Below are 26,395 nucleotides of genomic sequence, written 5' to 3' on the forward strand. Positions count from 1 at the left end.
ACTATGAAAAATTTAAAAAACGTAAAATCTTGGCTTACAGGAGTTCGTCTGCCACTTTTCACTGTTGTGACGGCCGTTGCTTTAGCGCCTTACAGTTACGCTGAAACAATGCACGATGTGGTGAATAAGGGCGCTGAAGAATACCTGCTGTCAGCGCTTAGTATACACGATGAAAACACCGATATTGCTGTGAGCATTGCTGAAATAGACGAAAGAATTAATATTCCTCAGTGTCCAACGGGATTTCAATTTCACGCGTCTGATGAATCTTTGAACCAATCGTATGTTTCGGTACGGGTAAGTTGTGGAAATAATGATTGGTACTTGTTTACCAGTGCCCAAGTCACGAGAACGAAAGAAATTGTGGTTACGTCTGGCGCGGTTAGCCCAGGCACCGTTCTCTCTGCGTCTAATTTAACGCTGGCATCGGTAGATATAAAGCGTCTTCGTTATAGTGCTTTTACCGATGTAGATGTATTAATTGGCGCTCGAATGAAACGCCGAATTGTTGATGGTCAAGCTGTGCAATCTAATATGCTATGCTTTGTGTGCAAAGGCGATAGAATTACCATTCGCGCATCACTTGGTGGAATGGCGGTTAAAACATCCGGAATAGCACAACAAGATGGTGTCATTGGCGATACCATAAAGGTGCTTAATGCCAGTAGCCAAAAGCCTGTCATAGCGGAAGTCGCCAGCGCTCAAGAAGTCGTGGTACACTTGTAGTTCAGCGTGCTAAAAAACTACGTTTTCGTTGTATAAAAGCCTAAAGAAAAGAAGGCTTTTGCCGATAACATGTACAGAGGCGAAAAGGTAGTGGAGAAATATTATGGCAATTAACAATGTAAACAATGGGTTACCAAAAACACCCGTTGATAATACAAAAATTACGCAACAGAATCAGACACAGCAGTCGCAACAGCAACAAGCGACTTCTAACAATGCTTCTGTTGCTCAAGCACCACGACAAGATTCAGTATCCTTGACTCAGTCTGCACAGCAGTTGAATCAAGTTCAGAAGAAAGGATCTGAAGCGCCTGTAAATCAGGAAAAAGTCGACCGTCTTAAAAAAGCGGTCTCCAGTGGTGAATACCGAGTAAACCCAGAAGTGTTAGCGAATAAAATCGCTAAGCTTGAAGGTGAGATCTTTGGCCGCAAATAATTAGGTTTTTATGACTAGTCATCTTTATTCAGCATTATCACAACAGGTCGCTAATTTAGAGGGCCTGTGCTTGTTGCTGGAAAAAGAATTACATTTGATTAGCTCACGAGATGCAGAAACCTTGATGAGTCTGCTAGAAGATAAGTCTGCATTACTAGAGTCTATTCAGGCTACCGACCAAAAAGTCGAGGCCTTACATCGTCAAACTACAGACGAAACGATTAGTGCAGAAGAACAAGGGTTAATGGATAAAGCGAAAAGTCTGTTAGAAGACTGTAAGTATAAAACCAAAATTAATCAGAAAGCCGTAGAGCAAGGACAGCTTCGCCTCACACACTTACGGAATCTGATGTTGGAAGTTCGCGCTAAAGAGTCCTTAACCTACGACAAGAAAGGCAAGCCAAATGCTGGCCGTTTAGGTTCAGGTATTAGCGCCTAAGTAATGCACTCGTCATAAAATGCCAAAATAAGAATACAAAAAAGCGCGTTTAATACGCGCTTTTTTGATGGTGCTATTTAGCCATATATTTAAATACTTAGTAGTACTTAATGTCTTTAATTCTTTGTGGCTTCGCCGTCGTCAAATAAATGTCGTAAACGCGATGCATATCTAGTTCAAGTTCGGTGGCATAGGTATCTTCACCCACAGGGTAACTTTTTATTACCCTTGCCCCTCTAATGACTCCCTCTACAGAAGCCCGTAAGGTTTCATTATCCACCACAAGGCTAGACAGTGATTGATTACCTTCAATTCGTTGTCCATACACCTGCTCTGCGAGTTCTCTGTAAGCCTCTAGTTTTGACGCTTTAATTGCCATCAAGGTTTTCACCGTTTCGCTATCACCCCGTTGCGACATAATAGGGGCATAGCCTACAGCACTTAGTACGGGGTAACTGTCTGGCTCGACCGTCTCCCATTCCACATGTTTATCTACAAATAAACTGCATCCTGGTAAACCTGTCAGAGCAGCGAATAAAGCCGCTGTTATACATGCTCGGCTACTTACCAATTTCCTAAAAAACACCATCAGAGAAACCTCATTCTCAATTTTTCTATTAGTGGATAAGCAATGTTTACGCCTAAATTTTAAATTTGAAACATTGGCATCTATTTCGCTTATATAAATTGGAGTAAAAATAGAAACAAAAACTGACAAAAAACTGGTTCAAAAAGAATACTGACTTAAATTAACTGATGTAGCGCTCTTCATCGCACTGCAACAAAAGGACAAGACTGTGCTTGGCATACGAACATTCGCTAAATTATTTTTAGTTAGCATCTCTTCTGTTAAAAGAAGATATCAAGCTAGATACGCCAATGTCGCCTTTTTTATGGCGCTGTTTTGCCTTACTGCAGTAACGACAGGGCAAAGCCATGCCGCCTGGTATGAAGCCAAAGGCCAAGCAGTTATCGTGAACGGTAATAAAGAAAAAGCGCGTAGAGACGCCACTGAAGAAGCCCTTAAACAGGCTTTGTTATTCGCAGGTGCCTCGATTAGCAGTGTTCAGCAACTCACAAATGGGTTACTTGAAAGTGAAGATATTACCATTAGTAGTACGGGTGAAGTGGACCATCTCGAGCTTACTGATGAAATATGGCATAAGGATTATGTGACTGTAAGTGTTAGGGCGGATATCTTCCCCGCGGCAAAACAATGTAACGCAGTGGAGTATGATAAAAATATTGCCACCAGTTACTTTATGGTGGAGAACCGCAATCATTTGGTTGAAGGAAAGATCCCTAACTTTTCAGAGGCAGTGACAAGAAAGCTAGCTACCGAAATGTCGGCGCAGACGCAAAATTTAAATTTAGCGTACATTGCTCCGCACACCACACGATGGGGAGTTAATGGGCTTGAAGAAAATGTGCGTGCACTGTCACAACAATCAAATGCACAGTTTGTTTTAATTGGCAGCATTAGTGACGTTAGTGTGGAAAGACAACGTCCCTCTTCGTTTGCGTTCTGGAAGGAAGAAAAAGCCACTCGATACTTTTCGCTAAGCATTAAGGTTTTCGACGGCATAAATAGCGGCTTACTACTGCAACAAGATTACGTCACTGAGGCAAAGTGGCCTTTTGACAGATTTGCCGATGTAGACGAATTTTCGTCTACCTTTTGGCGCACAGAATACGGTAATGCGATTAAAAAGCAGATGCAGCAGTTAACCGCTGATATTAACGAGACTATTGCTTGTCAGCCCATGACTGGCCGAGTACTCAATGTTGCAGGTTCGCATATTTCAGTATCATTGGGGCGCGATAATGGCATAAAGAACGGTGATGAACTTTTTGTCTATCAAACCAGTGAAATTATCGACAGACACGGCAAGGTCTACTTGCAGTACCATATTTACCCTGGAGCATTTGTTGTTGAAAATGCGTATGGCAATACCGCCAAATTAATTCATAAAGACAGTGGCATTATTGCGAATATCCAAGAAAGTGATTTCGTTATTAAACGGTAACCGTGAAGATTCTCTTCTACATAGCACTTGGTTTCACATTTCCTCCATGCTATATCTATACTGAAGTATGAATATCTATATATAAATGCAGGAGCACCGTCTATAAGGTGCTTATACTTTCGTGTAATAAATAATTAAAAAAATAAATCATGACCCTTTCGATATTTGCGTCAAACTGCTTCGTAGTTTTAGCTCTTATGTTGACAGGACAGCAAATGAAGGATCATCTGTCTATAGAGTTCCCCGTTTTAGAAATGGAAGTAAAGACACGATTTGGGGATGATAAAGCTCTAGATGTCAAAGCGTTAGAAGAAAAACTAAGCCAGCTAAACAATCTTTCAGTATCCGCTCAGTTAGACGGTGTGAACCGCTTCTTTGACGAGCATATTCAGTACGCCACCGATGATATTGTTTTCAAACAAAAAGACTACTGGGCTACCCCCGCCGAGCTTTTTGGCCATTCCCGTGGAGATTGTGAAGATTACGCCATTGCAAAATACATAGCTCTGCTACACTTAGGCATTGATAGTACTAAACTTCGCTTAATTTATGTTAAAGCTAAGATTGGTAGAAGCCGCATAACACAAGCTCATATGGTATTAGGTTATTACGAAACTCCGTCTTCAGACCCTTTGGTCTTAGACAGCCTTGTTTCTGAAATATTGCCTGGTTCACAACGAACCGATCTCATGCCTGTATTTAGCTTTAATGACGCTGGCATTTGGTCGCCTGGCAAAACCAAGCAGGTTTCCACTTCTACCAGTAGACTATCTCGGTGGCGCAACGTTATTGAGCGCATGAAAAGTGAGGGAATAAAAAGACAATCCTGAGGAGTCTATGTCAATAACAAGAGAGTTGTGGCTTGCCATTATAGCCGTCGTCCTTGTTGCCATTGTGGGGAGTGTATCCATTCACGGCGCTACGACAAAAGGCTATGTAGAAGAGCAGCTTTATTCTAAAAACCTCGATAATGCTAACATGCTGGCACTTACGCTAAGTGGTTTAGAAAAAGACGCTGATACATTAGATTTATTTATCATGTCTCAGTTCGATGTGGGGCACTATGCGTCAATAACACTGCAAAAGCCTGATGGCGAAATCATTTCAAGCCATACTCATACCACACAGCTAGATGAACAAACACCGGCTTGGTTTGCTTCATTGTTTAGTCCTAACGTCGAACCAGGCGTAGCTCAAGTCTCTGAAGGATGGGGCCAGTACGGTGTCGTTAATGTTCAAACCGATACTAGCTTTGCTGTCGCCTCTATGTGGAAAGCCACACTCCGGTTAATTTTGGGATTGTCTCTTGTGGGCACGGTGGCAGGTCTTATTGGTGCGTGGTTTTTGCGCCTTATTATGCGCCCTCTCGACCAAGTCGTTGAGCAAGCTGAGTCTTTCAGCCAAATGCAGTTTGTTCAAGTAAGTGAACCACGAACCCTAGAGTTAAAACGCGTGGTTAAAGCCATGAACTTCCTAGCACGTAATTCCCAACGAATTATGGATGAAGAAAATACACGTCTTGATCTTCTTCGCCACAAAACTCAGTTTGATGTTGAATCCGAATTAGCCAACCGCGACTATTTTATCTCTGTTCTTAAAGGCCAGTTGGCATTCAGAGATACCGAAGGTGTGAATTGTATATTTCTACTAAGGGTTGTGGGGGGCCGAGAAGCATTTCTTCGCTCGGGACCAGAAAACCGTAGGAAGCGACTTTTGCAGTTCACCGCCAGTGTGGATGATTGCCTTGCACAACACCACCATCATTTCACCGATAGCAGAGTAGCTCGAATGCAGAAGAATGAGATTGCCATACTGCTAACGGAAACTCATGACATAGTGACAATTGCTGAAGCACTCCATGGCGCCTGTTTATCTGAATTGTCGCAGCCTGGCGATCCAAAATTGTATCAGTCTGTTGTGCGGCTTCGCCCTGAAGATGATGCTTCATCGGCATTAATGCGCCTCGATACATTACTCGATGACGCTGAATATAGAAAAATGAGTGAACCATATATAGAGGGCTCTCTCGACTCGTCTATTTCGTTGGTGGAAGAAAACCGTTGGAATAAGCTGCTCAAAGAAGGTATTGCTAATCAAGCGGTAGAAACGTTTAACTTTCCGGTATTAAATGCTGAAAGAGAACTAGTTCACTATCAAAGCTGGGCGGGTATTGAAATTGACAATGACTTGAGAAAAAGTGGCTATTATACCCACTGGGCAAGATATTTAGGCTTACTGCCTGCTTTAGAGCTAGCGACCATCAGCCACCTTTTCTCACATATAGTCAAAACTGGTACAAAAGCAAAGTTCGCCTTTCTGTGCTCTGAGCAGTTTCTTCTTGATCAAGAAATTTTAGCGCAGCTGTATTTCCAAATAAAAATGAACGAGAACTTTGCCTCACAACTTAACTTCGAAGTGAGGGAATCTACCGCGGCTCGCTTCCCTCATGAGTTTGAGTTATTTTGCTCCACGTTGAAAGCTAAAGGATGCGGCATCGGATTAAAGCGGGTTGGCGAATCTTTCTCTCAATTAATGAATGTGCAAGAACTTGGACTTGATTATGTGGTTATCGATTCTGCCTTTATGGCAGATATAGATCACAACCCTGCCAATCATGCTTTTATTAGAGGCTTCTGTTCACTTGCCCATACTTTTGGCATTCACGTTTATGCTGACGGTGTGAAGACAAATAACACTAAAGAGCTATTTGTGGAGTTAGGTGTAGATGGCGTGGTATCGCATATTGAAGTTATAGAGCATCTTTTAAGTGACTAAACTCGCCAAGTGACAGTAACAACCCAATTCTGTCTTTGGCGTTTAACTTCTTCAGTAGCGTGCCTACATGTTCTTTAATCGTTCTTTCTGTGAGCTTAAGGTTTCTCGCGATTTCTTTGTTACTCAACCCCTCTAGAATACCTGTTAGTACATCTCTTTCCCGCGCAGTTAACGTCGCAATTTCAGGTACTTTTTCTTTTAAACTCAGCGTAGTTGCAACGGCTGACGTTGTATTCACATAAAGCTCGTTGGGCACCCAAATTCCGCCTTCTTTTAGCACACGACTAACCGATTCAAACAGAGATGGTTGGCCTAGTGCATGACAGTACGCCCTTGCGCCCAATAATAACGCGGTTTGCATTTCCGGCCTATCGTAATGATATGTCAATAAAACAACATTTCGACACTTCCCGCTTGCGGCAATAATATTTTCACGCCAATTTTTATGAAATGTCGACACCCAAATACTGTCTTCTTTCTCGCAACGTATACTTCCAATATCAGAAAATTCAACCCAATCCATTAAGTCAATATCAAGGTTCTTTTGGGATGTATTCATAATGTAATGCTTCATCTATCGCTCCCTGAGTGCTGACGACGTAACGTTGAAAAGTGGAGACAGAATGTAATTCAACACCGTCTTTTTGCCAGTTAAGATATCTACCTGAACAATCATTCCCGGCATGATATCCAGCGGCGCATCAGCAATGGTTCTCTTGGTTTCCAGACGGACTAAGAAGTAAGTCTCATCTTTCTCATTGGTAATAGCATCAGCGCTTATATGCTTTACTTCAGCATCCATACCACCATATATAGTGAAGTCATAAGCGCTAAATTTTAAGATGGCTTTTTGCCCACCTCGAATGAACGCAATATCTTTAGGGGAAACCTTCGCCTCTACAATAAGCTGGTCGTCTTGGGGAATGAGCTCAATGACCGCACTTCCAGGTGTAATCACTCCACCAACGGTGTTAATTAGTAGACGCTGAACCGTGCCATTAATTGGCGACCTGAGTTCAGCTTGCGAGACTACATCTTCTAACGTGGTTTGCGATTGTTGAAGGGTTGCCATTTCACCCACCGCATCGGTTAATTCTTGATTCCACCGATTGATAAGTTTTAGCCTACTTTCTTCTTTACTAATAACCTCTTCTTCAATGGTGGAAAGGCCTCGTTCGATAGCCACTTGTGACATGGCTATGTTTCCTTCAAGCTCTACAATTTGTCGCTCTAATCGTAAAATTTCAATTTCAGACACCGCACCAGAAGCCAACAAGGGTTTGGTAACGCCTAATTCTTTTTCAGTTAACGAAAGCACACTCTTGTATTGATAAAGGTTAGCTCTTTCTTGTTCAACATCTTGCTTGCGTTGCTGTATTCGACTATCAGAGCCTGCTGCTACTTCATTTAATTCTGCAAGATTTGATTCAAAAAGCTTTCTTTCGTTTTCAACCATTTTAGGGGCTTGTTCAACTAAATCGGGCGAGAAAGCTAAACGAGTATTGTGCGTTAACGCTGAAAGACGCTGCACTTTGGCGGCAAGGGCGGCAAACTGTGTTGTATTTTCTTCTAAACTTGAAATGTAGCGTGTAGGGTCGACACGAAGTAATACATCGCCTTTTTGTACCTGTTGGCCTTCACTCACCAATATATCTTGAACGATACCACCATCATATGATTGGAGAACCTGCAACTGCTTCGAAGGGATCACTTTCCCTTCCCCTTTGGCAACTTCGTCTATCTCTGCAAAATACGCCCATATCAACAATATGAGCAAGGCCACGGCTACACTGTATAAAAGCCGTTTCGCCTTTGCTGGGGTCTGCATAATTCTGGCCCATTCAGCTTCAAGTACCCAATCTTGACCCGAAGGAGGCGCTAGCCATCCTCTAACTAGTTTATGTAGAATACTATTTTTGTCGTCACTTTTAATCTTCACTGTGCCGTCCTTTGCTTAGAGGGTACCGGCTTAAACTGAGGTAAAACGTCCTCTTTTTTACCATCAGCAATTATTTTTCCGTTTTCGATAACAATGACTCTATCGACCAAATCCAGCAACGTAGTGCGATGGGTATTGAGGATGAAAGTTTTGCCTTTAATCGCTTCTCGAATCGTTTCTTTCATCATGGCTTCATTAGCTGAATCCATAGCGGAAGTAGGTTCGTCCATAATAAATATCGCTGGGTTGTAAATCAGCGCGCGGGCCAGTGATACAGATTGGCGTTGCCCGCCTGACAATTGCTTCCCCCCTTCCCCAACTTGCTGTTCAAAACCGTTCCCGTGGCTATTTACGACTTTCGCTAAGCCACATTGCTTAGCAATTTCCCATAGCCTCTCGTCATCTACCCCTCGATGTGCCGGCAATATATTCTCTTTTAGTGTGCCAGAGAAAAGATTCACATCTTGCGGCACATAGCCTATGTTTTGCCTAAGAAGGACAGGATCGTATTGCTTCATGTCAATCTCATCGAGTAACACTTGACCCGATTCGGCTTTATAGAACGCCATCAGTAAACGATTTAATGTAGATTTACCGCAGCCATTCTTCCCCAAAATGGCAACGTGCTCACCTTGCTTAATTGAAAAGTTTATATCTTTAAGTGCCAAGACGTTTTCATTAGGGTAGCGAAAGCAAAGCTGCTTAACATCAAGGTTTCCGCTTAACTGGCTGGCGTTTTTAACTTGCTTGTTGTCACCACCTTCTGATGGCAGTGACATGATATCGTCTAACGCATTTTTCGCAGTTTCAGCTTGATGATACTGAGCTAAAAGCGCAGCGGCTTGAGATACAGGCCCCATAGCCCGACTCGAAAGTAAGTACGCCGCTATTAGCCCACCTTGGGTAATTTCACCTTCAATAATGAGATACACACCGGTAAGAATTATCACTACACCGACGGATTGCTGAATCCATAGTGCAGAGTTGTTAACCGACATAGAAACTAAACGTAGTTTAGCATTCACTTTGGCTAAGAAGATGGTTTGCTTTTCCCATGCACTTTGCGTTCGGCTTTGATATCCAAAGGCTTTTAAATCTTCAAGTGCCGTAACACTTTCAGTAATTAATGAACTTTTTCTGGCGCTAATCTCCATCGACTCTTCAGACAATGAGCGCATGACTCGCTGTGCTTTTAGGGCATATAGAAAGAGAATGGTTGTGCCCAATAAAATTGGAATGACTAGATAGATATCTATCATCGCAATGATAAACACAAACAGTAAACCAAAAGGCAAATCAACCAAGGCGACCAAGGTCAGTGAACCAAAGAAGTGACGAATACTCTCAAAAGATTGCAGGCTATTAATAAACGCACCACTTTTGGCGGGCCTATTGGTTAAATCGATTGAAAGTACTTTCTCCATAATTTTTGCAGACATGGTGACGTCTAAGCGACTAGCGGCAAGCTCTACAAAATATTGTCGCAAGACACGTAGGAGAAAATCTGCCGCTAATACTAAAAGCACGCCGATGGCTAGCGCCCACAATGTCTCCATCGCCGCGTTGGGCACTACCCGATCATATACATTCATCACAAACAGCGGGAGCGCTATCGATAACAGGCTAATGAATATTGATGCCAGTAGAACATCACGATACAAGTCATACGCAGATTTTACTGATGACCAGAGCCAATGACCGACGGCGCTTTTTTCAACCTTGCCAGATGACGTTTCAGATTGAGCAACCGGACGCGCGAAAATTATGTAGCCGGTAAACTGCGAGGCGATTTGTCCACGTTCTACCGATACCACAGCGGTACCTAGCTCTGGATAGGACACTTTCGCACTATCATCGGTTAATTCGTGTAAGACGCAGGCTTGTCTGCCTTCCATAATTAACACGGCGGGAAGCAAAGCAGCATTAATCTGCGTAATGTCTCTTTTTGCAGTACGACTTGCTAAACCAGCACGTTGGGCGGCACGCTCGAAGCCCGTGGGAGATAACTCACCATTATCTAGAGGCAAACCACTGAGTAGGCTTACCCTAGAAACCGAAATATTGTGTGCTCGACAAATAATCATCAAGCAATCCATTAGCACGCCACCTTGATTTTCCAAATAAGACAGCGCGCCTTTTTCTCCCTGAACCATTAACCCTCCGCGTCCTTTGCGAATTAAAGCTGAATTATCGTGGCTTCAATTCGACGATTTTTTGCATTTGCGGCTAGTGACTCTTCATCAATTAAAGGCCGCGTTTCGCCATAGCCTACCGAGGTAATACGGCGGCTACCTATGTCAGCGGACTCAATTAGTAAAGCGGCAACTGCACTCGCTCGCCGTTCTGAAAGGCGTTGGTTATATGCCGCATCTCCATCTAACGAGGCATGACCGTGAATAATAACGCCGGCATTGTCATACTGTTCAAGTGCATCAATAACTTGAGCAAGTGACGAGGTGTATTCAGACGAAATTTTGGATGAGTTTGATGCGAATGATATGTTGATACTAAAAGAGGCTAAAACTTGTGCATCATCTAAGGTGAAATCGGCAGCGCTTGCTGGGGTATTAATGGCTTGAGGTTCAAGTTCAGGTGCACTCGCTTCACATCCAAAATCATCAACCATGGCACCAGGTGCAGAATTAACGCAATCGTCCCATAGATCGACTATGCCATCTGAATCTGAATCTCGCTTTAAGATATTGCGCTCATCATCTAACGATGTTCGGGTAGCTGGGCATACGTGATTGGGATCGTAACGAAGCTCTTTTTCTGCTAATTCACTTACACTGGCTACGCCATTTCTACTCACTCCTAACGCTTTAACCAAAACCCCCGACGCAGCCAATAGACGTGCTCTCGCTTTTTCTAATGTATAGGTGGCTTGTACATAAGCTCTGCTCGACTCGTAATACTCATTTTCTGAATCGAGCAAATCAAGAAGTGAACGTTCGCCAATAGTGAACTGATCCATATACGCCGACTTAACTCTGTCGGAAGACAATCTGTGTGCATTTAATGAAGGTAGCTGCTCGCTGATATTTTGAATATCGTTACGAGCAATTTGAATAGTTTGGCGCATATCAACACACGCTTTATCTCTTAAGTCTTTAGCTAAATCCACCTGTGAAAGTGCTTGCCTAATTGCCGCTCTGTCAGCACCGCCGTTGTATATATTATACGAAAAGTTAACCCCCACACTCGCTTCAGAAATAGTATTGTTTAACGCCGCTTCGTCTCGAGTTTGCGCCCCGTAACTCGCGGTTAAGTTAACTTGAGGATGATATCGACTTCTTGCGCTATCAATTGCAAAACGTTGTGCGTCGATATTATAAATTGTTGCATTGAAAGACGGATTAGTTTCGTATGCCGCTAACAATATGGATTCTAAATCCATTGCTACTGACGTAGGCATAGCCTCTGAAAGTGACACCTCGGCTAATGCTTCTGCAGGTTTCTCCCCAACAAGCCTTAAAAACCTAGCAGTTACATCATGCAAGTTAGACAGTTCAGTTAATACATTGGACTCTGACAGCGAAAGCCGACCACTAATTTGTTCCAAGTCAGCTCTTCGGCCAACACCTGCTATCACACTTTCTTCGATTTGCTTAAAGACATCCACATGTGTAATGAGGTTCTTTTCTGCCAATGAAAGCAACTCTCTATAAAGCTGAACATCCATATAAGCCAATGCGGTTTCAAGTGACTTTTGTTCTATCTCGCCCATCAATTCATAGTAACGAACCACTTGAGCTTGTTTGAACCTACTTACTTCGCTGGAGGTGAAAAAGCCATCGTAAAGTAATTGCGTTAACCTAATCTCAGCAGTGTGGCCTGCGTAATCTTGATCTAACCCATAATTTCTCTCGGTATAGGCGCTGGAAGCTAGAACGTCAATAGAAGGGAGATAACCGGATTTAGCAATATCTACATCTTTCATGGCGATTTGGAGTTGCCGCCAACTGGCCTGAATTTCAGGGTTTGAATTAATAGATTTACTTACATATTGCTCTAAGGAAGCACTCGCCATTCTGGGCGAGGACTCTTGCGCAGACAAGGAAAATGTTACTAGCCCAAGTAGCCCAAAAATCTGTCTTTTCTTCATACCTACAGTACTCATATATATAAACAAACCCACATATAAAAGTTTTCTCAACGTGACTTTAGCCTAGTAGTAAATCTAAAGTCCTGCCAAATGATGGCGTGCAATTATGTTTAAAATTAGCTAATTAGGGGAATACACCTAGAGAACCATTCGTCATATCACTACCTGTACCACGGTACGGTAACCATTTTCACTATCACTGCTAGGCTTTACTAGGTATGTAATGTGATAGATGAAAGGGATTTTAAATGGTCGATGTAGTTATTGTAGAAGTAAATGGTGAAGTGTTGGTAGAGCGCCCAGAAACGGGTGAGCAATTTGCTGTCCGTGAAAACACCACCTTATTGGATGGAGACAGCCTTACAATCCCCGATGGTAGTACAGTGCTTGTCAGTATTGATGGCATTGTGAGAGAGTTACCTGCTGGCCAAACTGTTACTTTCCCTCTTCAATTGGCCTTTTCAGATGTTGACAGCGATGACGAATTTGCTGTTTTCGACGACAGCGTCGAAGATCTTAATGCATTGCTTGATCAAACTGGAGATAGCCAGGATCTCGACCAAGATTTTTTAGACGTACTTGCTGGCGATGATGATATTTTAGAGTCGTTAGAAGCCACCGCTGCTGGTTTAGATGGTGGCGGCGGTGCAGGTGGCAGTAACTTTGTTCGTGTCGACAGAATTAATGAAAATGTAGATCCCGTCGCTTTCGAATTTGAGCAAGGCGCCAACGATAACGAAGAGATAACGTCGGAACAGTTGGGTGACGGCGGTGACGAAGCCGCAGACATTACCATCACACTCGACGCTATTCCTCTTAATAACGACTCTACCCCGACCTTATCGGGCAACACTGACGCAACGCCAGGTTCTACCGTAACGCTAACGGTGACTGATAGCGCCGGTAACGTACAAACGCTTACCACCACTGCGCCGGTAACGTACAAACGCTTACCACCACAGTTCAAACTGACGGCACCTTCTCTGTAGATCTGCCCCTTGAATTAGCAGAAGGTGAATATTCTGTTGAAGCTACGGTTACGGATGCCGCAGGCAATACTGCAACCGATGCAAATACCGGCGAAATTGACACGACTGCACCGGCAATTGCGTTAGATGCACAAGGCACTGACAACGACACTACGCCTTCGCTTTCTGGTACAACCGATGCCGCACCTGGTTCGACCGTAACGCTAACGGTTACTGATAGCGCCGGTAACGTACAAACGCTTACCACCACAGTTCAAACTGACGGCACCTTCTCTGTAGATCTGCCCCTTGAATTAGCAGAAACGATAAAGGCCCTGATACATCTGAAGTGACCCCCAATAGTTGGACTATCCAATTACTGGGGGTCTTTTTATGTCCAAACATCACAGAGCATTTAAGTTAAATCTAGCGCGACTAGCGCAATCTTCGGTTTCCCTGCGGCCACTAACCTCTTATAAGTGGCTTTAAACTTAGCATTGCACTGCATCGCTGACATCATGGCCATAAATAAGACCGTTCGAAATTGACGTCGCCCTCCTTGAGTAATTTGCTTACCCTTATATCGGCCACTTTCTTTGTTCGTCGTAGTTGAATATCCGTCGAGATATTGGTTGGATACCGATAACTATGCGCAACCTCAATGAGTAAACGCCTTGCTCTGCCGTTGCCGGCTTTAGTAACAGCGCCTAAATGCCGCTTTTCACCTGATGATTGCTCACTAGGCACTAGCCTTAAATACGCCATAAGCTTTCTCGGGTGGTCGAATCGGTGTAAATCACCAAGTTCCGCAACAACCCCAACCCCACTAGCAGCCTCACACCACGCATTGCTTGAATCGCTTTAACGACAGGATAATAACGCCACTGGTGTACATGATGGGTTAGCTCATTGTCCAGCCTTTCTAAGCGGCTAATCCGCTCTTCAATAGTCTGCAGCTGTTCCTGCAATACGATTTGCTGCGCCGGATGAGGTAATATCAGTTCGGTCAGCCACCGCAGATGTTTTTTGACCAATTTGCTGTACCTTCGTAACGAATATTACTTCGAAGCAACACCGCTTTGAGTTGGTACTTGGCTTCTTTTAAATTCTTCATTGCCGCTTCGCGAGCGCGGGATAAGTCACGTACCGCTTCATCTTCAGGCTCAGGAACATAGATAGGTGTAAGATCTTCCGACTTTAGCAACTTCACTAATTTAAGTGCATCACGGCGGTCAGTCTTAATCCGTTCACCAGGCTTTTTGGGTATAAGGGACGGCGCTACAACATAGCAACAATGCCCTGCTTCGTAAACCACATGAATTGTCGCGCCCGGATACTTCGATTCAAACTGACGAATGAGCTTTTTGACGCTGACTTTTGAAGAAGGAATGCGGCCATAGTGCACCGCACTTGCTCCACGCGGCTCTTCACGATAAGCCACTTCATGGAATTTTTTGTGAGTATCTAATCCTAAAAAAACTATGCTATGTTTGTTCATGCTAGCCTCCAAATGATTTAGTCTTAAGCAAACTAATAATGGACTCCGACCGGCGCTCCGGTGGCTATTTAAGCTAACCCACGAAAATGCGGAGGCTAGCATTTCTCAGGGAGTCATTGTGTCTATGCCCAATCAAGGAAGAGTTTAGCTACATGAACTTAGTGCTTTTTGATTTCGATAAAACCATAATAAATAGAGATACTGGCGCTGCGTACATGAAGTTCATGCTTTACCGAAACCCTTTACGCCTATTGTTTTGTTGTCTGTCATTGCCAATCTCTACCCCATTTTTATTCCATGCGAAGACTAAATATATAGGATTCTCGATACTTTTATAGTTAGCAACACTTGGAATCAGCACCAAGAAAATTGTTTATCTTCGTAAGTCGTTCATCCGAATGTACCTCAATGACAGCTCAACTATAATTTTTAAAGACGCTGTCCAAAAACTATTCTTACACTTTTCAAATACAGATGAAGTTGTAGTCGTTAGTGGGGCTTCAGACTGGATGGTCAAAGCCATTTTCACTCATAATCATTTCCCTAACGTAAAGTTCGTCTGCTCTAAAGAAACTCGCTTTTTCGGCGGCATTATTAGTAAATTTCACTGTTACGCATCTAGAAAAGTAGAACGTGTCCAGGAACTTTTTGATTTAGAAAAATATGACTTAATTATTGGCTACTCAGACAGTTCAGTCGATATCCCAATACTTAAACTTTGCAATAAGCGATATATTGTTAACCCTACCCCAAGTTGCTTTAAAAAATTTACTAGGTCGTTCAATAAGGAAATGGTAATTTTAAGTTGGGCATAACAAACGAATAAATTCGCTCCTACGTTCGCTGGGACAAAAACACGTAGGCTCCCTGCTCTTCGCTTGGTATTTTAACCCATATGAATACGAAGCGGCATATGCTTAACATGGATGTCCACTTTTAGTGGGTAAGACCAATCCCAGTAAAACATCGCCTGTCGCCCCACTGTCGTGTGAATTTCGTAACCGACAATAGATTAAAACATGGATAGTCCCCTCTCACATTGGTAAGGAGCCCGAATGATAGTCAAACGTCTTAGAGAAAAACGAAACTGGTCGCAAGAACAACTTGCCACGTTAAGTGGCTTGAGCACGAGAACTATTCAACGAATAGAAAGTGGAAATAAAGCCAGCATAGAATCTCTTAAAGCCCTTGCCTCTGTGTTTGAAATTGACATTTCTAAACTTCAAGAGGAAATTATCGTGATAGACAAAACATCTAAAGAATGGAACAAAGAGCCATTGTGGGTCAGGTTTTCGTTTTGGGGAGTAAAAGCAAGAAAGCAAATTATCATGTTAGAAATGATAACCGTGCTCTTGGGCCTACTAACTTGGCTCATAAAACCCGACGTATTTGCCACGCCGGCATTTTTTCTTTTAGCTTACATCTTTTCTAACATGAAGCATTATATTGATACGAAAAAATATTGGTGAGTGGCGATATAAAAAATTCAATAAACTCACTTCTTTCGCTGGGACGCACACGAGCAGGGCGATTTCGCCATGATGCCCTACGTGCCTGCGCCCCACATTTGAAATGTTAGGCGCTTTTAGGATAATCAATGCTTATCAATCCTTTAGTTGAACTTGAAGATAGCTATTTAAACTACATCAAAGAATTGGGTAGCGAAGAACGTTATCCCTATCCAATGGATTTAGATTACTCAAACTTTCCTGCTTTTGTTCAGTTGCTAAACGATTATTCAGAGGGTATCAACTTACCCAGTCACATGGTGCCCAATACCACTTTCTGGCTTATCGAAAACCAAGAAATTATTGGCTGCTCCCATTTACGGCACACATTAAACGACTCATTAAAACATGCTGGCGGACATATCGGGTTAGGTGTAAGGCCTCGTTATCGCGGCAAAGGCGTTGGAAAACGTTTGTTATCTCAAACCATCGAGCGAGCTAATAGAATGGGTATTTCAGCGGTGCATATTCACTGCTACAAAAGCAATATCAGCTCTACAAAGCTCATAGAATCTTCTGGCGCAATACTACATTCAACTATAGATTTAGAGGATAGTTCGGAAACGGTACTTAGGTTTATTCATGAGCACACCTAACAACTTAATAAACTCACTTCGTTCGCTAGGACGCATACACGTGTGCTATTTCACGTTTAACCCTACGCGGCATTACCCCTATTTGGAGCGCTAGCAGTCAATGGAAGCTACGAAGACAACATCATTTATAGCTGGTGCACTAATAATACTCAGCGATGCTGTTATTGAATTTTATTCTTTTCCATGGGGCGTTTTCGCGTTCATTTTCTTCTTTTTATTTATTTTTTTAGTTATTGGTAAGCAAATTACTAATGAATATGAGCGCCAAATACACAGAAGGCACGAACTAGATGAAAACCCATGGAAAGACACTGTGAGTTTACGTTTTAACTTCAATTTAGTTGTACGTTTATTGCTTTTTTGTTTAGGTATAATATCTACAGTAGAACTAATAAACTTAGAATTTGGCATTCAACAACCCGTTTAAATCATTCGCGCTGCTAGCTAGGTCGCTAATACATGGACAGTATCTCTTAGCTCCTAATTTTAGCCCACATATATTTGCCATTTCCTGGTGGGGGTTAAGTTTCAATCACACTTTTGTATAAAAAAATTTTAGTGGTTCTGTAATAAATTTCTTAGATTTAAGACTACTATCTTTGACAATCAGGTTTTATTGTCAATTTCATTAAATCAGTAGTTAATATTAAGGGCGAATAAAATGGAATACATCGATAGTATTTTGGCAAGTGACAACTACGCATTTATAGGCTTTTTACTCGTTGGGGTTTTAATCCTCTGGTTCCTTCCAGCATTGCTTGCTTTGGCTTTTAATAGAAAGCAATTCAAATATATATTGCTTGCTTGTATTCCCGCGGGCTTTTCTCTAATAGCATGGGGAGGAGTAATGGTTTGGGCTACAACGGGCAAAGCAATTGGTAAATATGCAAATAAAGCCAGTAGTGAGAATTAAAAAGTACATATACGCCCTGCCTTACAAAACTGAATAAGGAACAAGATGCCAATTAGAAAATGGATATTTCAATACAGTATCGCTTTGCCCCTGGTATTCGCGTTACTTTCAGGCATTCAATACATTAAAGGACATACGCTTTCTTACTCCGTCGTTTTTGGTATAACGTGGTCTTTTATTTCAGTAGCTATATTTGCCACTCGAAGAGCTTATAATTTTAAGAAAAATATCGACTGCCAATTATGTAACGACTTAACCCAAAGTGATTCACATCAAAAGTAGGTTTAAAACATTACTTATGGGTTATTTACCAAGTAAATTCACTTGTTGCGCGGGCTGGGATTAAAACAAGTGTGCTGACTTGCTTCACCTCTGAGCCGTTTAGCATTAGCTAATCTTAAATAGTAATGAAACAAACTTTAAAAAGTAACATCTTTTAAAAAATGAAAGGAAGCAAACGGTGTTGAAAATAGTTAAATATTTTAGCTTTATAGTTCTCATCATATTAATTTTGTTAGTTGGGTTTGTATTCATTACTCCAATGACATTCGACTCTAGTACTCCCCCTTTGAACTATGGAAAAGTTGATGCTGAGCTGTTTTTGGGTGAAGGTAAGGAACAGCCTTTACTTGTATACTTTGGCGGTAGTGAAGGCGGAAATAGTATGACAAAGCCTCATAACATTAAAGAAAGACAGCAGTATATTGATCAAGGATATGCGATGTTAGCTGTTGGATATTTTGGTATGGAAGGTATACCTCAAGAGCTAGATCGAATTTCTTTAGATGCTATTTATAATGAAATAGTTCTAACATTAAATAACCCAAGACTAAATTCGAATTGTGTCGCTGTTATGGGGGGCTCTAAGGGAGCTGAATTAGCACTTACCTTGGCTTCTAAATACACACGAATCAATGGTGTTGTTTCATTAGCTGGAAGTCATGTTGTATTTGCCGGCCCTTCTTTTTTTGCTGATGGCAAAACCTCTTCATTTATGTTTAATGACCAAGAGCTCCCTCACGTACCACTAACGCTGAATATTTTACCATCAGTTTTAATGGGCAATTTACGACGTGCTCATGAAATAGCACTAATGGATATTGATTCGGTCGAGGAGGCTAGAATAAAGGTAGAGGATGTTAATGGACCTATCTTATTAGTTTCCGGTGAAAAAGATCACATATGGCCTTCACAAGAAATGTCAGAAGAAGTAATAGAGAGATTAAAAACAAAGGGCTTCCCCCATCCTTTTAAACATATCGCTGTACCTAACGGAAATCATTTTCAACCTCAAAATGATTTCCAACCGGAAGTGATTAAATTTTTGAATGAAAAATTCTTGCCTTACTGCGATGCTCATCATCAGAACATCGCCGTTGACACCCAAAAAAGCATTTAAGCTCGTAAACTCGTTCGCAAAATTAACAATACGCTATTGTCGCTGTGCTCAATAATGCTTAAGCTTATGTTGACGTTTTACAAGGATGATTTATGAAACCAGTACTTTTAATATTGTTACTAGGCCTGTATGCATGTTCCCCTTCCCCTGAAGATTTAGCGAATATAGCAAGTCAGCAGTTCAGGGAAAGTGGCGAAACAGAAGAGACTTGGCTACATGACGGTGAACTCCATTTTTCCACCGCATTCGAATGGCAAAAAGCTTCTTTTCAAAATAAACGGGCGACTTCTTCAGATTTTCTATTAGCGCTCGACGAACAAGGACGGCTGGTAATTAACATTGCTGACAATCAAAGTTTAAAAATACATAGCGAAGAACTTACCCGAAAATTAAACAAGCAATTCGAAATTATTGGTCCGGCAGTTCATAACAAAAACAAATACAAAGACCAATTAATTAGTGATTCCGTCGTTTTAATAGCATCTCAGAATGGTTGGCTAAAAAACATATAACAAATAAATCAACTAATAATAAGCGGGGCTTTAAGCTTTCTAGCCGCAAACTTTCCACATAATCAGTTTTTAACGTAGGTAAATAAATGGAACTCAATCAGGTTACTTTACCAGTAAGCAATATGGATGATGCTGTTGGTTTTTACTTAAAGCTTGGCTTCACACAAATTGTCGACACACCTCACTATGCTAGATTTTCTTGCCCAAATGGAAACGCTACATTTTCTTTATCTCTTGAAAATGAAGTGTTTGAAAATAAGTCGGTAATTTATTTTGAACACGAACACCTTGATGAGCTTTACCAAAATTTATCTCAAAAAGGTATTCAGTTTATACAACCCCCTACTGAGCAAAGTTACCTTTGGAAAGAGGCTATTCTAAAAGACCCTTCTGGTAATAAGATCAAACTCTACTGGGCGGGCGAAAACCGCTTAAATCCGCCGTGGAAAGTAGAAATACGCGAGTAACACGCACTTGAAAGTACTCGTTAGATTGCTTGCTTTAAATATCAGTAAATTATTTCTAGCCGTCTATTGCGGCGTTTACATCAAGGAAGAATTGTAATGTTCGTCGTAATGTTTGAGTTCGTAGTAAAGACTGGATATGAAGAGCAATTTCTTTCCGCATGGCCCAAAACCACGCAAGGTATTTTCCTATTCAAAGGAAGTCTAGGTTCTCGTTTACATAGGCATAAGAACGATACTTTTATCGCTTACGCTCAATGGCCAGATGAAGAAACCTATCGCCAAGCCGCTAAAATCGAAATGAGCGCCGCATATGAACAGCAACGTCAATTAATGCGAGAAAGCCTTAATTTAGAATCAACAAAAACCTTGTATGAAATGGAAGTTGAAATTGATTACTTACATCGTAGAGTCTTTGATGTATAACAATAAATTGAGCAACGGCTGACACGGCCTAAGTCGTAAACATGGTTGCCAACTGGCTTCGTAATAAGTGTCTTAAGGGCTAAATTTATGGCAAGAGAAAAATGGTACAGAAACCCAGAGATGATAATCGCACTCACAGCTCTGTTTATTGGACTGCTTACCGCTTTCATTTCAATTTACTCTGCTTACACTGACCGCGCCTATGCTAAAGCTTCGGTATGGCCTAAAATTGAAATTTCTAGAAGCCATAATACTAATTCTTTTAGTTATGGCGTTGCCAATAAGGGAACTGGCCCAGCGCTCATCAAGTACGCAAAAGTTTATTCGGGTACGAAATTTCTAAAAAAATGGTCAGAATTTCCAGAATTCAAAAATATATCTCAATCCCATTTAAATAATACTACTTTGCCGTCGGGTCACTCTATAACACCTCTAAAATACAAAGGTGAGTCGGTTTCGGATATATTAGCTATAGATGATAATATTGAAATAGAGCTCTGTTATTGCTCAATTTATGAGGATTGTTGGGTAGTTGATCGCACAAATATAACCCAACCAGTTAATTCATGTTCAGTCCGCTCTGAACACGCATTTTGGCAATGAAGTAATTAGTTAGATTGGCGCTTAGTCAGTTCTATTGTTGTGGTAACTGATGTAGCCAAATCAGATTTAGAATTATCCAAAGGTGCATGGATACTTTATTTAGCTTACATATTACCGCCCTCATTGGATTGTTATTTTTAAGGAATATATGCGTAGCATCCAAATTTTAGGCTTAATATGCGCACTGGCTGCTCTAGTAGTTACGTACTGGTCAATGTTTATCATAACTCCGGTATCAAATGGGTCTGCCGCAAGTTCGGTCGGCTTAGTATTAATGTTTGTTGTCGTTCCTTTATTTGGACTTTCTGCCACTTTATTAATCCCATCTTCCTTAGCTTTACTGAACGCTAAGTTAAGGAGAGCCACCTTTATTTTCGGAAAATTTTGGTACGGTATATGGGCCATTAATAGCTTTTTTTTCATTGGCCTATTTAGCTATCGGGTTATACTTTTGTTCCCTGTATCTTGTTGTTGGGCTTGTAAATTAATTGGGCTATTACTAAAGCCTTTATTTCGAACTGGTAACGGCTGAAGGTATTTTCGCTTTACCATAAACTCCAACGCGCCTCCAATTGGCAATATTTGATCTAGCTAAAACGGCAACTCGTTAGGCATTGGAAAAAGGGAAAAGCTAATGAGACAGTTTCTTTTAGGTTTGTTTGTATCAACCCTGCTTGGTGCTGCTATTTTATTTTTTTCACCCTTTTTTATCGGTGAAATTGAGCCTTGGATCTCATCCTATTACTACACTGGCGCGCTACTATTGGCAGGGTTTATAGTGCTTATTGATCGGCATGCTTCTTACGAAAGCGTTTTTATAGGCATTATGCTTTAGCAAGCTATTTGCTTGTTTAATTTTATACCTGTAGATTCACTGGTCGGGGTCGCCTTGGTTATTATGGCCTTCAAGAGCTTATTGTCTTGTGTAGGTCTATTGTTAAAGTCCGCACTTATTAACATTCTGTACGTGATTAAAGGGGATGCCTAACACCATGTTATCTGCAAAGCTGCGCCCTACTCACTCGCCGTTTGAAAGATAATCTTAATTGCCTTAGAGAATTTCACATAACAATTTAAAAATAGGGAAATATATAGTGAAAAGGATACTTTACGGATTGTTACTTATATTGGGAAGCCAATGTAACGCGTGGTCAGTTGAAACAGTATTTACAACCGAAGACTTAGTTATAAATAGTAAAAAGCTTGGTGAAACACGTAACCTTGTAGTGTATTTGCCTGCAGGTTACTTAAAAAGCGACGCACACTACCCTGTATTGTATGTAACAGATGGTGATATTCAGGGGCCTCATACTGCGGGTACGATAGATTATTTGGCAAAATTCGATCAGGCACCACAGATGATTATTGTGGGTATTGTGAACCCTCGTGAAACACGCGAAAGAGACTTAACCTTAACCAGTGCAAATAATCAAAACCCACAGCAGTTAGTAAATGCAGACCTGTTTTTAGCTTTTGTTGAGCAAGAAGTGATACCCGAAGTAAAAGCGCGCTATCGTACTTTAGATTACCAAGGGTTGGCTGGCACCTCACACGGGGGACAATTTGCTATTAATGCTTTAGTGAAACGACCAGGTTTGTTCAATGGTGTTGTAGCAGTAAGCCCATCTCTATATTGGAATAAAAGCCAGTTACTTACATTAACTGAAAACGCGTTAAAGCAAGGCAGTTTACAAGGGCGTTTGTATATTTCTATAGCACAAGAAGAGCCTACAATGACTGAGCCCTTCGCCAACTTTGTTGCACTAACAAAGCGTTACCCTAACCAGCAATTTGCTGTAACCAGCCAAATGTTTAGTAATGAAACGCATAACACCACTGCATTACTTGGTCAGTACTATGGTGTGAAGTATTTATTTAATGGTTGGGCAATACCTGAAACACCGCAAACCTTAGCCGATTTACAGGCTATCTTTGCAACACGTTCGTCATTGTTAAAAACATCGATGATTATTCCCGAAGATCGGGCTGCTGGTTATGGGCAGTGGTTACAGTATTTAAACAGGCAAGACGATGCGCTAGCCCTGCTTAAATGGAATACAGAAAATTACCCACATTCTTTAAATGCACATACCGCACTGATCAATGCTTACCTTCATTTTAATATGGAAGATGAAGCTAAACAGGCGCTTGGTACAGCGTTGCGGTTAATTAAAGGGCTTAGCACAGAACAAAAAGAACAACTTCAAAGTTTGTTCTCTTAACGTATAAAGCCCTTCAAGTAGGTTAAGCCGCTTTATTTTATAGCGCCTACCCTGCGGTTTTAGATGATTTTTGCACAGCGCTATTCAGTTGATTTAGCTCTTTTTCCGTAAGGTTACGCCATTGGCCTGGTTTTAAATTACCTAGCTCTAAGTGCATGATGCGTGTGCGTTTCAGTTTAGTCACTTCGTAGCCGAGAAATTCGCACATGCGCCTGATTTGTCGGTTTAGGCCTTGGGTTAGAATAATTGAAAACTGAAACTTGCCACGTGCATTTACCTTACACGGTTTAGTCACGGTGCCTAAAATCGGTACGCCTTTTGCCATTTTTTGAACAAAACGTTCACTAATGGGTTGGTTAACGGTAACTTCGTATTCTTTATCGTGGGCATTTTCAGCACGCAAAATTTTATTCACAATATCGCCGTCACTGGTCAGAATAATCAATCCTTCTGATGGCTTATCAAGTCTGCCTACTGGGAAGATTCTTTGTTTGTGCTTAATGGCATCGATAATATTACCTTTTACATGGCGCTCGGTGGTACAGGTAATGCCAATGGGCTTGTTGTATACCAAGTAAATGCGGTCTGATTTGTCTTCGGCCACGGCTTTAACAAGCTTACCATCAACCTTCACCTGATCGCCCTGCGCTACTTTAGTACCCAGTTCAGGCAGCTTATCGTTAATGGTAACCCGATTTTGCTCAATCAATTTATCAGCTTCACGTCGTGAGCACAGTCCAGTATCACTGATATATTTATTAAGACGCTTTGTTACCTCAGAGGTCATGCTAAAAGTCCTTACCCTTTCGCTTCTAAACGATAACGTGAGTAAACCTCGCCGGTTTTACTCTCAATGTTGTTACCATTAATTTTACTATAAAAAAAGCGAGCTAAAAGCTCGCTTTTTTAACATTCAGTTAGTATTAATATTCCCACCAACACTCTTGCCACCACTCAAGGAATTCCTCGAAATCGATATAGCCGTCGTTATTGCTGTCTATTAATTTAAAACCTTCCTGTACATGGCTGGCTTTTGTTTTTGGAGAAATAACGGTTAATAACTCGATAAACTCCGTTAAATCAATTTGACCATTACCATCTTGGTCGAAGAAGGTGAAATCTTTCTTTATTTCTTCAATTTTTTCGTCTGAAAGTTGAGCGGTCACACGCTTTCCCTTTTTTAGCAACTACATAGAGGGTGAGTTTAACGCCCTTATTGAGTAGTGTCTATGCTTGATTTTCTCTTGCTTTTAATGCGCGCTCACGTTGTAAGCGGGCCTTTTCTTCACGTTTTTGTTCCATAGTAATTCGTGCCTCTGTACCCACGTGTTCTTGCTTTCTCATCTTGGCAAGATTCACCTGCTTTTCGCGCTCACGAAAACGGGAAAGTTGATCTTCTGTATGGGTTCCAAAACAATGCGGGCAGCTTACGCCAGACTCATATTTTTCACTTTGCATGTCTTCATCGGTAATCGGTAAACGACAGGCATAGCACTGATGATAATCACTTTTTTCAAGATCGTGATTCACAGCCACACGATTATCAAATACAAAACAGTCGCCTTCCCACAATGACTCTTCTTTTGGTACATCTTCTAAATACTGAAGAATACCGCCTTCCAAGTGGTATACCTCATCAAACCCCTGCTCTTTTAAATAAGCCGTAGATTTTTCACAGCGAATACCGCCGGTGCAAAACATGGCCACTTTTTTGTTTTTTTCTGGGCTTAATGTTTTAGCGACATACTCTGGAAACTCCCGAAAAGTTTCAGTTTTAGGGTCGATAGCGTGCTTAAAAGTACCAATTTCGATTTCATAACCATTTCGAGTATCTATCACAGTCACATCGGGGTCGCTAATAAGCGCGTTCCAGTCGGCTGGTTTCACGTACGTACCTACGGTTTTACGTGGGTCGATACCTTCAACACCCATGGTGACGATTTCTTTTTTGAGCTTAACCTTGGTGCGGTAAAAAGGCTGTTCTTCGTGAAGTGATTCTTTACAAGAGATAGGATTAATTCTCTCGTCGGCATTAAGATATTGAAGTAATCCATCAATACCTTCTCGCGTGCCTGAAACTGTGCCATTGATGCCTTCGCTGGCAAGTAAAAGCGTACCTTTAATGCCATTAGATTCCATGGCAGTTAATAGGGGTTGGCGCATGGCCTCGAAGTTTTCAAGCGCAACAAATTTGTACATCGCGCAAACGATATATTTAGACATAGTAATGTTAACCTTTGCTAGTTGGAACGTAAAACCAGTGCAAAAATGCGGCGCGCACTATATCAAATCAGTTTTAACATTTCCAGTTAGGCAGCAAGAAAGGACTCAGACTGCTCAATGATGTCACTAAGCATGGTGTTGTCTTCACCAATAGAGGAGGAATAAGTAGCGGCAATGCGCTTTTGCGTTGCTAACGAACAGTTAGTAATAATATCTTGCCTGATTTTCTTAGCGTCATTTGTTTGTGCAAGTGGCACTGGGTGCATTTCATTGTGAAGGCGTACTTCATCAAACTGCAATGATGAGGGCTCTTGCTGTGTTACTTGATGCGCTATTTTTTGAGACAATCGATTCATGTGTAACCAATCTGACTCACTCGCAAAAAGTGGTGCTTTGCGGTAAAAGTTAAGCGCTTCTAGTCGTTGTGTGATGTCACTACTGGCTTCGTCTTCGCTAGGGCTTTCTATCGATATTGTATCGGCAAGCGCACTTTGCTGCATTGCCAAATACAAAGCAAAAAGCGTGGCATTACCCGCTGCTTTTGACAGCGTGCCGTTCCATTCCCATGCCATACTGGGATCTATGGATTTAATTGTGTTTATATCGTTATCAGACA

The 26,395-nt window shown here is 41.6% G+C and carries 29 protein-coding genes and 2 pseudogenes; 19 read left to right on the forward strand and 12 right to left on the reverse strand.

Features of this window, described 5'->3' with window-relative positions; translation table 11 throughout:
- Nucleotides 1–3 precede the first annotated feature (3 nt).
- The 3 genes from flgA to flgN all read left to right on the forward strand — a co-directional run bounded on the left by flgA (nt 4) and on the right by flgN (nt 1,601).
- A complete protein-coding gene (flgA, locus tag AV939_RS10235) occupies nt 4–726 on the forward strand; it encodes a flagellar basal body P-ring formation chaperone FlgA (RefSeq protein WP_061997620.1) in 723 nt (240 codons plus the stop codon).
- A 103-nt stretch (nt 727–829) separates the two neighbouring features.
- Complete coding sequence (gene flgM, locus AV939_RS10240; RefSeq protein WP_057793386.1) at nt 830–1,162, forward strand: flagellar biosynthesis anti-sigma factor FlgM; 333 nt, start codon at nt 830–832, stop codon at nt 1,160–1,162.
- 10 nt (nt 1,163–1,172) lie between these two features.
- Nucleotides 1,173–1,601: a flagellar export chaperone FlgN gene (gene flgN, locus AV939_RS10245; protein WP_057793388.1), complete on the forward strand. Its 429-nt coding sequence runs from the start codon at nt 1,173–1,175 to the stop codon at nt 1,599–1,601.
- A 97-nt stretch (nt 1,602–1,698) separates the two neighbouring features.
- On the opposite strand, the gene AV939_RS10250 is transcribed toward flgN, so the two are convergent.
- Nucleotides 1,699–2,190, reverse strand: coding sequence for an LPP20 family lipoprotein (locus AV939_RS10250; protein ID WP_057793390.1), 492 nt, complete (start codon nt 2,188–2,190; stop codon nt 1,699–1,701).
- Nucleotides 2,191–2,494: 304 nt separating this feature from the next.
- Here AV939_RS10250 and AV939_RS10255 point away from each other — a divergent pair, with 304 nt between their 5' ends.
- The 3 genes from AV939_RS10255 (at nt 2,495) to AV939_RS10265 (ending at nt 6,403) form a co-directional block, all read left to right on the forward strand.
- Nucleotides 2,495–3,628, forward strand: coding sequence for a flagellar assembly protein T N-terminal domain-containing protein (locus AV939_RS10255; protein ID WP_061998192.1), 1,134 nt, complete (start codon nt 2,495–2,497; stop codon nt 3,626–3,628).
- A gap of 215 nt (nt 3,629–3,843) precedes the next feature.
- Nucleotides 3,844–4,458: a transglutaminase-like cysteine peptidase gene (locus AV939_RS10260; RefSeq protein WP_231751107.1), complete on the forward strand. Its 615-nt coding sequence runs from the start codon at nt 3,844–3,846 to the stop codon at nt 4,456–4,458.
- Nucleotides 4,459–4,465: 7 nt separating this feature from the next.
- Entirely contained in the window at nt 4,466–6,403 is a 1,938-nt protein-coding gene (locus tag AV939_RS10265; RefSeq protein WP_061997622.1) for a bifunctional diguanylate cyclase/phosphodiesterase, read from the forward strand.
- Here AV939_RS10265 and AV939_RS10270 read toward each other — a convergent pair.
- Genes AV939_RS10270 through AV939_RS10285 form a run of 4 tightly spaced genes read right to left on the reverse strand, consistent with a single transcriptional unit; the run spans nt 6,378 to nt 12,447 of the window.
- Nucleotides 6,378–6,977 (reverse strand): response regulator transcription factor, encoded by a 600-nt coding sequence (locus AV939_RS10270; protein WP_061997623.1) that lies wholly within the window; start codon nt 6,975–6,977, stop codon nt 6,378–6,380. The genes AV939_RS10265 and AV939_RS10270 overlap by 26 nt on opposite strands.
- Nucleotides 6,978–8,342 carry an HlyD family type I secretion periplasmic adaptor subunit gene (locus AV939_RS10275; RefSeq protein WP_061997624.1) on the reverse strand — a complete coding sequence of 455 codons (1,365 nt, stop codon included), beginning with the start codon at nt 8,340–8,342 and terminating at the stop codon, nt 6,978–6,980. It lies immediately after the preceding gene.
- Entirely contained in the window at nt 8,339–10,495 is a 2,157-nt protein-coding gene (locus AV939_RS10280; RefSeq protein WP_231751108.1) for a type I secretion system permease/ATPase, read from the reverse strand. The genes AV939_RS10275 and AV939_RS10280 overlap by 4 nt, the downstream gene beginning before the upstream one ends.
- A gap of 23 nt (nt 10,496–10,518) precedes the next feature.
- The gene (locus AV939_RS10285; RefSeq protein ID WP_231751109.1) at nt 10,519–12,447 is read right to left on the reverse strand and encodes a TolC family outer membrane protein; all 1,929 of its coding nucleotides are present in this window, start codon (nt 12,445–12,447) and stop codon (nt 10,519–10,521) included.
- A 248-nt stretch (nt 12,448–12,695) separates the two neighbouring features.
- Between AV939_RS10285 and AV939_RS10290 the strand changes: the two genes are divergently transcribed.
- Nucleotides 12,696–13,436, forward strand: coding sequence for a retention module-containing protein (locus tag AV939_RS10290; protein WP_061997625.1), 741 nt, complete (start codon nt 12,696–12,698; stop codon nt 13,434–13,436).
- Nucleotides 13,437–13,438: 2 nt separating this feature from the next.
- Nucleotides 13,439–13,768 (forward strand): Ig-like domain repeat protein, encoded by a 330-nt coding sequence (locus tag AV939_RS20385; RefSeq protein WP_231751193.1) that lies wholly within the window; start codon nt 13,439–13,441, stop codon nt 13,766–13,768.
- Between the two features lie 77 nt (nt 13,769–13,845).
- Here the strand turns inward: AV939_RS20385 and AV939_RS20025 are convergent.
- Together AV939_RS20025 and AV939_RS10300 are read right to left on the reverse strand one after the other, a co-directional pair.
- Nucleotides 13,846–14,016 (reverse strand): annotated as a pseudogene (locus tag AV939_RS20025) (transposase); the annotation flags it as partial.
- Nucleotides 13,968–14,913 (reverse strand): annotated as a pseudogene (locus AV939_RS10300) (IS110 family transposase); the annotation flags it as partial. The pseudogenes AV939_RS10300 and AV939_RS20025, both read right to left, overlap by 49 nt.
- 398 nt (nt 14,914–15,311) lie before the next feature.
- Here AV939_RS10300 and AV939_RS20495 point away from each other — a divergent pair.
- From AV939_RS20495 to AV939_RS10350, 9 genes are all read left to right on the forward strand, one after another.
- Nucleotides 15,312–15,728, forward strand: coding sequence for a haloacid dehalogenase-like hydrolase (locus AV939_RS20495; protein WP_057791731.1), 417 nt, complete (start codon nt 15,312–15,314; stop codon nt 15,726–15,728).
- 240 nt (nt 15,729–15,968) lie between these two features.
- Nucleotides 15,969–16,382 (forward strand): helix-turn-helix domain-containing protein, encoded by a 414-nt coding sequence (locus AV939_RS10310; RefSeq protein ID WP_057791729.1) that lies wholly within the window; start codon nt 15,969–15,971, stop codon nt 16,380–16,382.
- A gap of 128 nt (nt 16,383–16,510) precedes the next feature.
- Nucleotides 16,511–17,017 (forward strand): GNAT family N-acetyltransferase, encoded by a 507-nt coding sequence (locus tag AV939_RS10315; protein ID WP_057791727.1) that lies wholly within the window; start codon nt 16,511–16,513, stop codon nt 17,015–17,017.
- A 661-nt stretch (nt 17,018–17,678) separates the two neighbouring features.
- Nucleotides 17,679–17,930 carry a superinfection immunity protein gene (locus tag AV939_RS10325; protein WP_057791723.1) on the forward strand — a complete coding sequence of 84 codons (252 nt, stop codon included), beginning with the start codon at nt 17,679–17,681 and terminating at the stop codon, nt 17,928–17,930.
- A 460-nt stretch (nt 17,931–18,390) separates the two neighbouring features.
- Nucleotides 18,391–19,329 carry an acyl-CoA thioester hydrolase/BAAT C-terminal domain-containing protein gene (locus tag AV939_RS10330; RefSeq protein ID WP_057791721.1) on the forward strand — a complete coding sequence of 313 codons (939 nt, stop codon included), beginning with the start codon at nt 18,391–18,393 and terminating at the stop codon, nt 19,327–19,329.
- 92 nt (nt 19,330–19,421) lie between these two features.
- A complete protein-coding gene (locus tag AV939_RS10335; protein WP_057791719.1) occupies nt 19,422–19,841 on the forward strand; it encodes a hypothetical protein in 420 nt (139 codons plus the stop codon).
- A gap of 86 nt (nt 19,842–19,927) precedes the next feature.
- A complete protein-coding gene (locus AV939_RS10340; RefSeq protein WP_057791717.1) occupies nt 19,928–20,308 on the forward strand; it encodes a VOC family protein in 381 nt (126 codons plus the stop codon).
- Between the two features lie 96 nt (nt 20,309–20,404).
- On the forward strand, nt 20,405–20,731 hold the full coding sequence (locus AV939_RS10345; RefSeq protein ID WP_057791715.1) for an antibiotic biosynthesis monooxygenase family protein: 327 nt from the start codon (nt 20,405–20,407) through the stop codon (nt 20,729–20,731).
- A gap of 87 nt (nt 20,732–20,818) precedes the next feature.
- On the forward strand, nt 20,819–21,334 hold the full coding sequence (locus tag AV939_RS10350; RefSeq protein WP_057791713.1) for a hypothetical protein: 516 nt from the start codon (nt 20,819–20,821) through the stop codon (nt 21,332–21,334).
- Between the two features lie 120 nt (nt 21,335–21,454).
- Here the strand turns inward: AV939_RS10350 and AV939_RS20275 are convergent, their stop codons facing one another.
- Nucleotides 21,455–21,757: a hypothetical protein gene (locus tag AV939_RS20275; protein ID WP_057791711.1), complete on the reverse strand. Its 303-nt coding sequence runs from the start codon at nt 21,755–21,757 to the stop codon at nt 21,455–21,457.
- A 211-nt stretch (nt 21,758–21,968) separates the two neighbouring features.
- Here AV939_RS20275 and AV939_RS10360 point away from each other — a divergent pair, with 211 nt between their 5' ends.
- Together AV939_RS10360 and AV939_RS10365 are read left to right on the forward strand one after the other, a co-directional pair.
- Entirely contained in the window at nt 21,969–22,169 is a 201-nt protein-coding gene (locus tag AV939_RS10360) for a hypothetical protein (RefSeq protein WP_057791709.1), read from the forward strand.
- A gap of 259 nt (nt 22,170–22,428) precedes the next feature.
- Complete coding sequence (locus tag AV939_RS10365; protein ID WP_057791708.1) at nt 22,429–23,556, forward strand: alpha/beta hydrolase; 1,128 nt, start codon at nt 22,429–22,431, stop codon at nt 23,554–23,556.
- A gap of 46 nt (nt 23,557–23,602) precedes the next feature.
- On the opposite strand, the gene rluF is transcribed toward AV939_RS10365, so the two are convergent.
- From rluF to AV939_RS10385, 4 genes are all read right to left on the reverse strand, one after another.
- Complete coding sequence (gene rluF / locus AV939_RS10370) at nt 23,603–24,343, reverse strand: 23S rRNA pseudouridine(2604) synthase RluF (protein WP_057791706.1); 741 nt, start codon at nt 24,341–24,343, stop codon at nt 23,603–23,605.
- Between the two features lie 136 nt (nt 24,344–24,479).
- Complete coding sequence (locus AV939_RS10375) at nt 24,480–24,722, reverse strand: EF-hand domain-containing protein (RefSeq protein ID WP_013784036.1); 243 nt, start codon at nt 24,720–24,722, stop codon at nt 24,480–24,482.
- A 61-nt stretch (nt 24,723–24,783) separates the two neighbouring features.
- Nucleotides 24,784–25,779 carry an oxygen-dependent tRNA uridine(34) hydroxylase TrhO gene (gene trhO, locus AV939_RS10380; protein WP_057791704.1) on the reverse strand — a complete coding sequence of 332 codons (996 nt, stop codon included), beginning with the start codon at nt 25,777–25,779 and terminating at the stop codon, nt 24,784–24,786.
- Nucleotides 25,780–25,865: 86 nt separating this feature from the next.
- A complete protein-coding gene (locus AV939_RS10385) occupies nt 25,866–26,351 on the reverse strand; it encodes a VC2046/SO_2500 family protein (protein WP_082819605.1) in 486 nt (161 codons plus the stop codon).
- Nucleotides 26,352–26,395 lie beyond the last annotated feature (44 nt).

This window comes from Alteromonas sp. Mac1, from assembly GCF_001562125.1.
GTDB classification, from domain to species: domain Bacteria; phylum Pseudomonadota; class Gammaproteobacteria; order Enterobacterales; family Alteromonadaceae; genus Alteromonas; species Alteromonas stellipolaris.

Excerpts from the sequence above, each read along its gene's own strand:
- flgA (WP_061997620.1), top strand. The coding sequence starts at position 4 with ATGAAAAATTTAAAAAACGTAAAATCTTGGCTTACAGGAGTTCGTCTG.
- flgM (WP_057793386.1), top strand. The coding sequence starts at position 830 with ATGGCAATTAACAATGTAAACAATGGGTTACCAAAAACACCCGTTGAT.
- flgN (WP_057793388.1), top strand. The coding sequence starts at position 1,173 with ATGACTAGTCATCTTTATTCAGCATTATCACAACAGGTCGCTAATTTA.
- AV939_RS10250 (WP_057793390.1), bottom strand. The coding sequence starts at position 2,190 with ATGGTGTTTTTTAGGAAATTGGTAAGTAGCCGAGCATGTATAACAGCG.
- AV939_RS10255 (WP_061998192.1), top strand. The coding sequence starts at position 2,495 with ATGGCGCTGTTTTGCCTTACTGCAGTAACGACAGGGCAAAGCCATGCC.
- AV939_RS10260 (WP_231751107.1), top strand. The coding sequence starts at position 3,844 with ATGAAGGATCATCTGTCTATAGAGTTCCCCGTTTTAGAAATGGAAGTA.
- AV939_RS10265 (WP_061997622.1), top strand. The coding sequence starts at position 4,466 with ATGTCAATAACAAGAGAGTTGTGGCTTGCCATTATAGCCGTCGTCCTT.
- AV939_RS10270 (WP_061997623.1), bottom strand. The coding sequence starts at position 6,977 with ATGAAGCATTACATTATGAATACATCCCAAAAGAACCTTGATATTGAC.
- AV939_RS10280 (WP_231751108.1), bottom strand. The coding sequence starts at position 10,495 with ATGGTTCAGGGAGAAAAAGGCGCGCTGTCTTATTTGGAAAATCAAGGT.
- AV939_RS10285 (WP_231751109.1), bottom strand. The coding sequence starts at position 12,447 with ATGAAGAAAAGACAGATTTTTGGGCTACTTGGGCTAGTAACATTTTCC.
- AV939_RS10290 (WP_061997625.1), top strand. The coding sequence starts at position 12,696 with ATGGTCGATGTAGTTATTGTAGAAGTAAATGGTGAAGTGTTGGTAGAG.
- AV939_RS20495 (WP_057791731.1), top strand. The coding sequence starts at position 15,312 with ATGTACCTCAATGACAGCTCAACTATAATTTTTAAAGACGCTGTCCAA.
- AV939_RS10310 (WP_057791729.1), top strand. The coding sequence starts at position 15,969 with ATGATAGTCAAACGTCTTAGAGAAAAACGAAACTGGTCGCAAGAACAA.
- AV939_RS10315 (WP_057791727.1), top strand. The coding sequence starts at position 16,511 with ATGCTTATCAATCCTTTAGTTGAACTTGAAGATAGCTATTTAAACTAC.
- AV939_RS10325 (WP_057791723.1), top strand. The coding sequence starts at position 17,679 with ATGGAATACATCGATAGTATTTTGGCAAGTGACAACTACGCATTTATA.
- AV939_RS10335 (WP_057791719.1), top strand. The coding sequence starts at position 19,422 with ATGAAACCAGTACTTTTAATATTGTTACTAGGCCTGTATGCATGTTCC.
- AV939_RS10340 (WP_057791717.1), top strand. The coding sequence starts at position 19,928 with ATGGAACTCAATCAGGTTACTTTACCAGTAAGCAATATGGATGATGCT.
- AV939_RS10345 (WP_057791715.1), top strand. The coding sequence starts at position 20,405 with ATGTTCGTCGTAATGTTTGAGTTCGTAGTAAAGACTGGATATGAAGAG.
- AV939_RS10350 (WP_057791713.1), top strand. The coding sequence starts at position 20,819 with ATGGCAAGAGAAAAATGGTACAGAAACCCAGAGATGATAATCGCACTC.
- AV939_RS20275 (WP_057791711.1), bottom strand. The coding sequence starts at position 21,757 with ATGAAAAAAAAGCTATTAATGGCCCATATACCGTACCAAAATTTTCCG.
- AV939_RS10360 (WP_057791709.1), top strand. The coding sequence starts at position 21,969 with ATGAGACAGTTTCTTTTAGGTTTGTTTGTATCAACCCTGCTTGGTGCT.
- rluF (WP_057791706.1), bottom strand. The coding sequence starts at position 24,343 with ATGACCTCTGAGGTAACAAAGCGTCTTAATAAATATATCAGTGATACT.
- trhO (WP_057791704.1), bottom strand. The coding sequence starts at position 25,779 with ATGTCTAAATATATCGTTTGCGCGATGTACAAATTTGTTGCGCTTGAA.
- AV939_RS10385 (WP_082819605.1), bottom strand. The coding sequence starts at position 26,351 with ATGGCATGGGAATGGAACGGCACGCTGTCAAAAGCAGCGGGTAATGCC.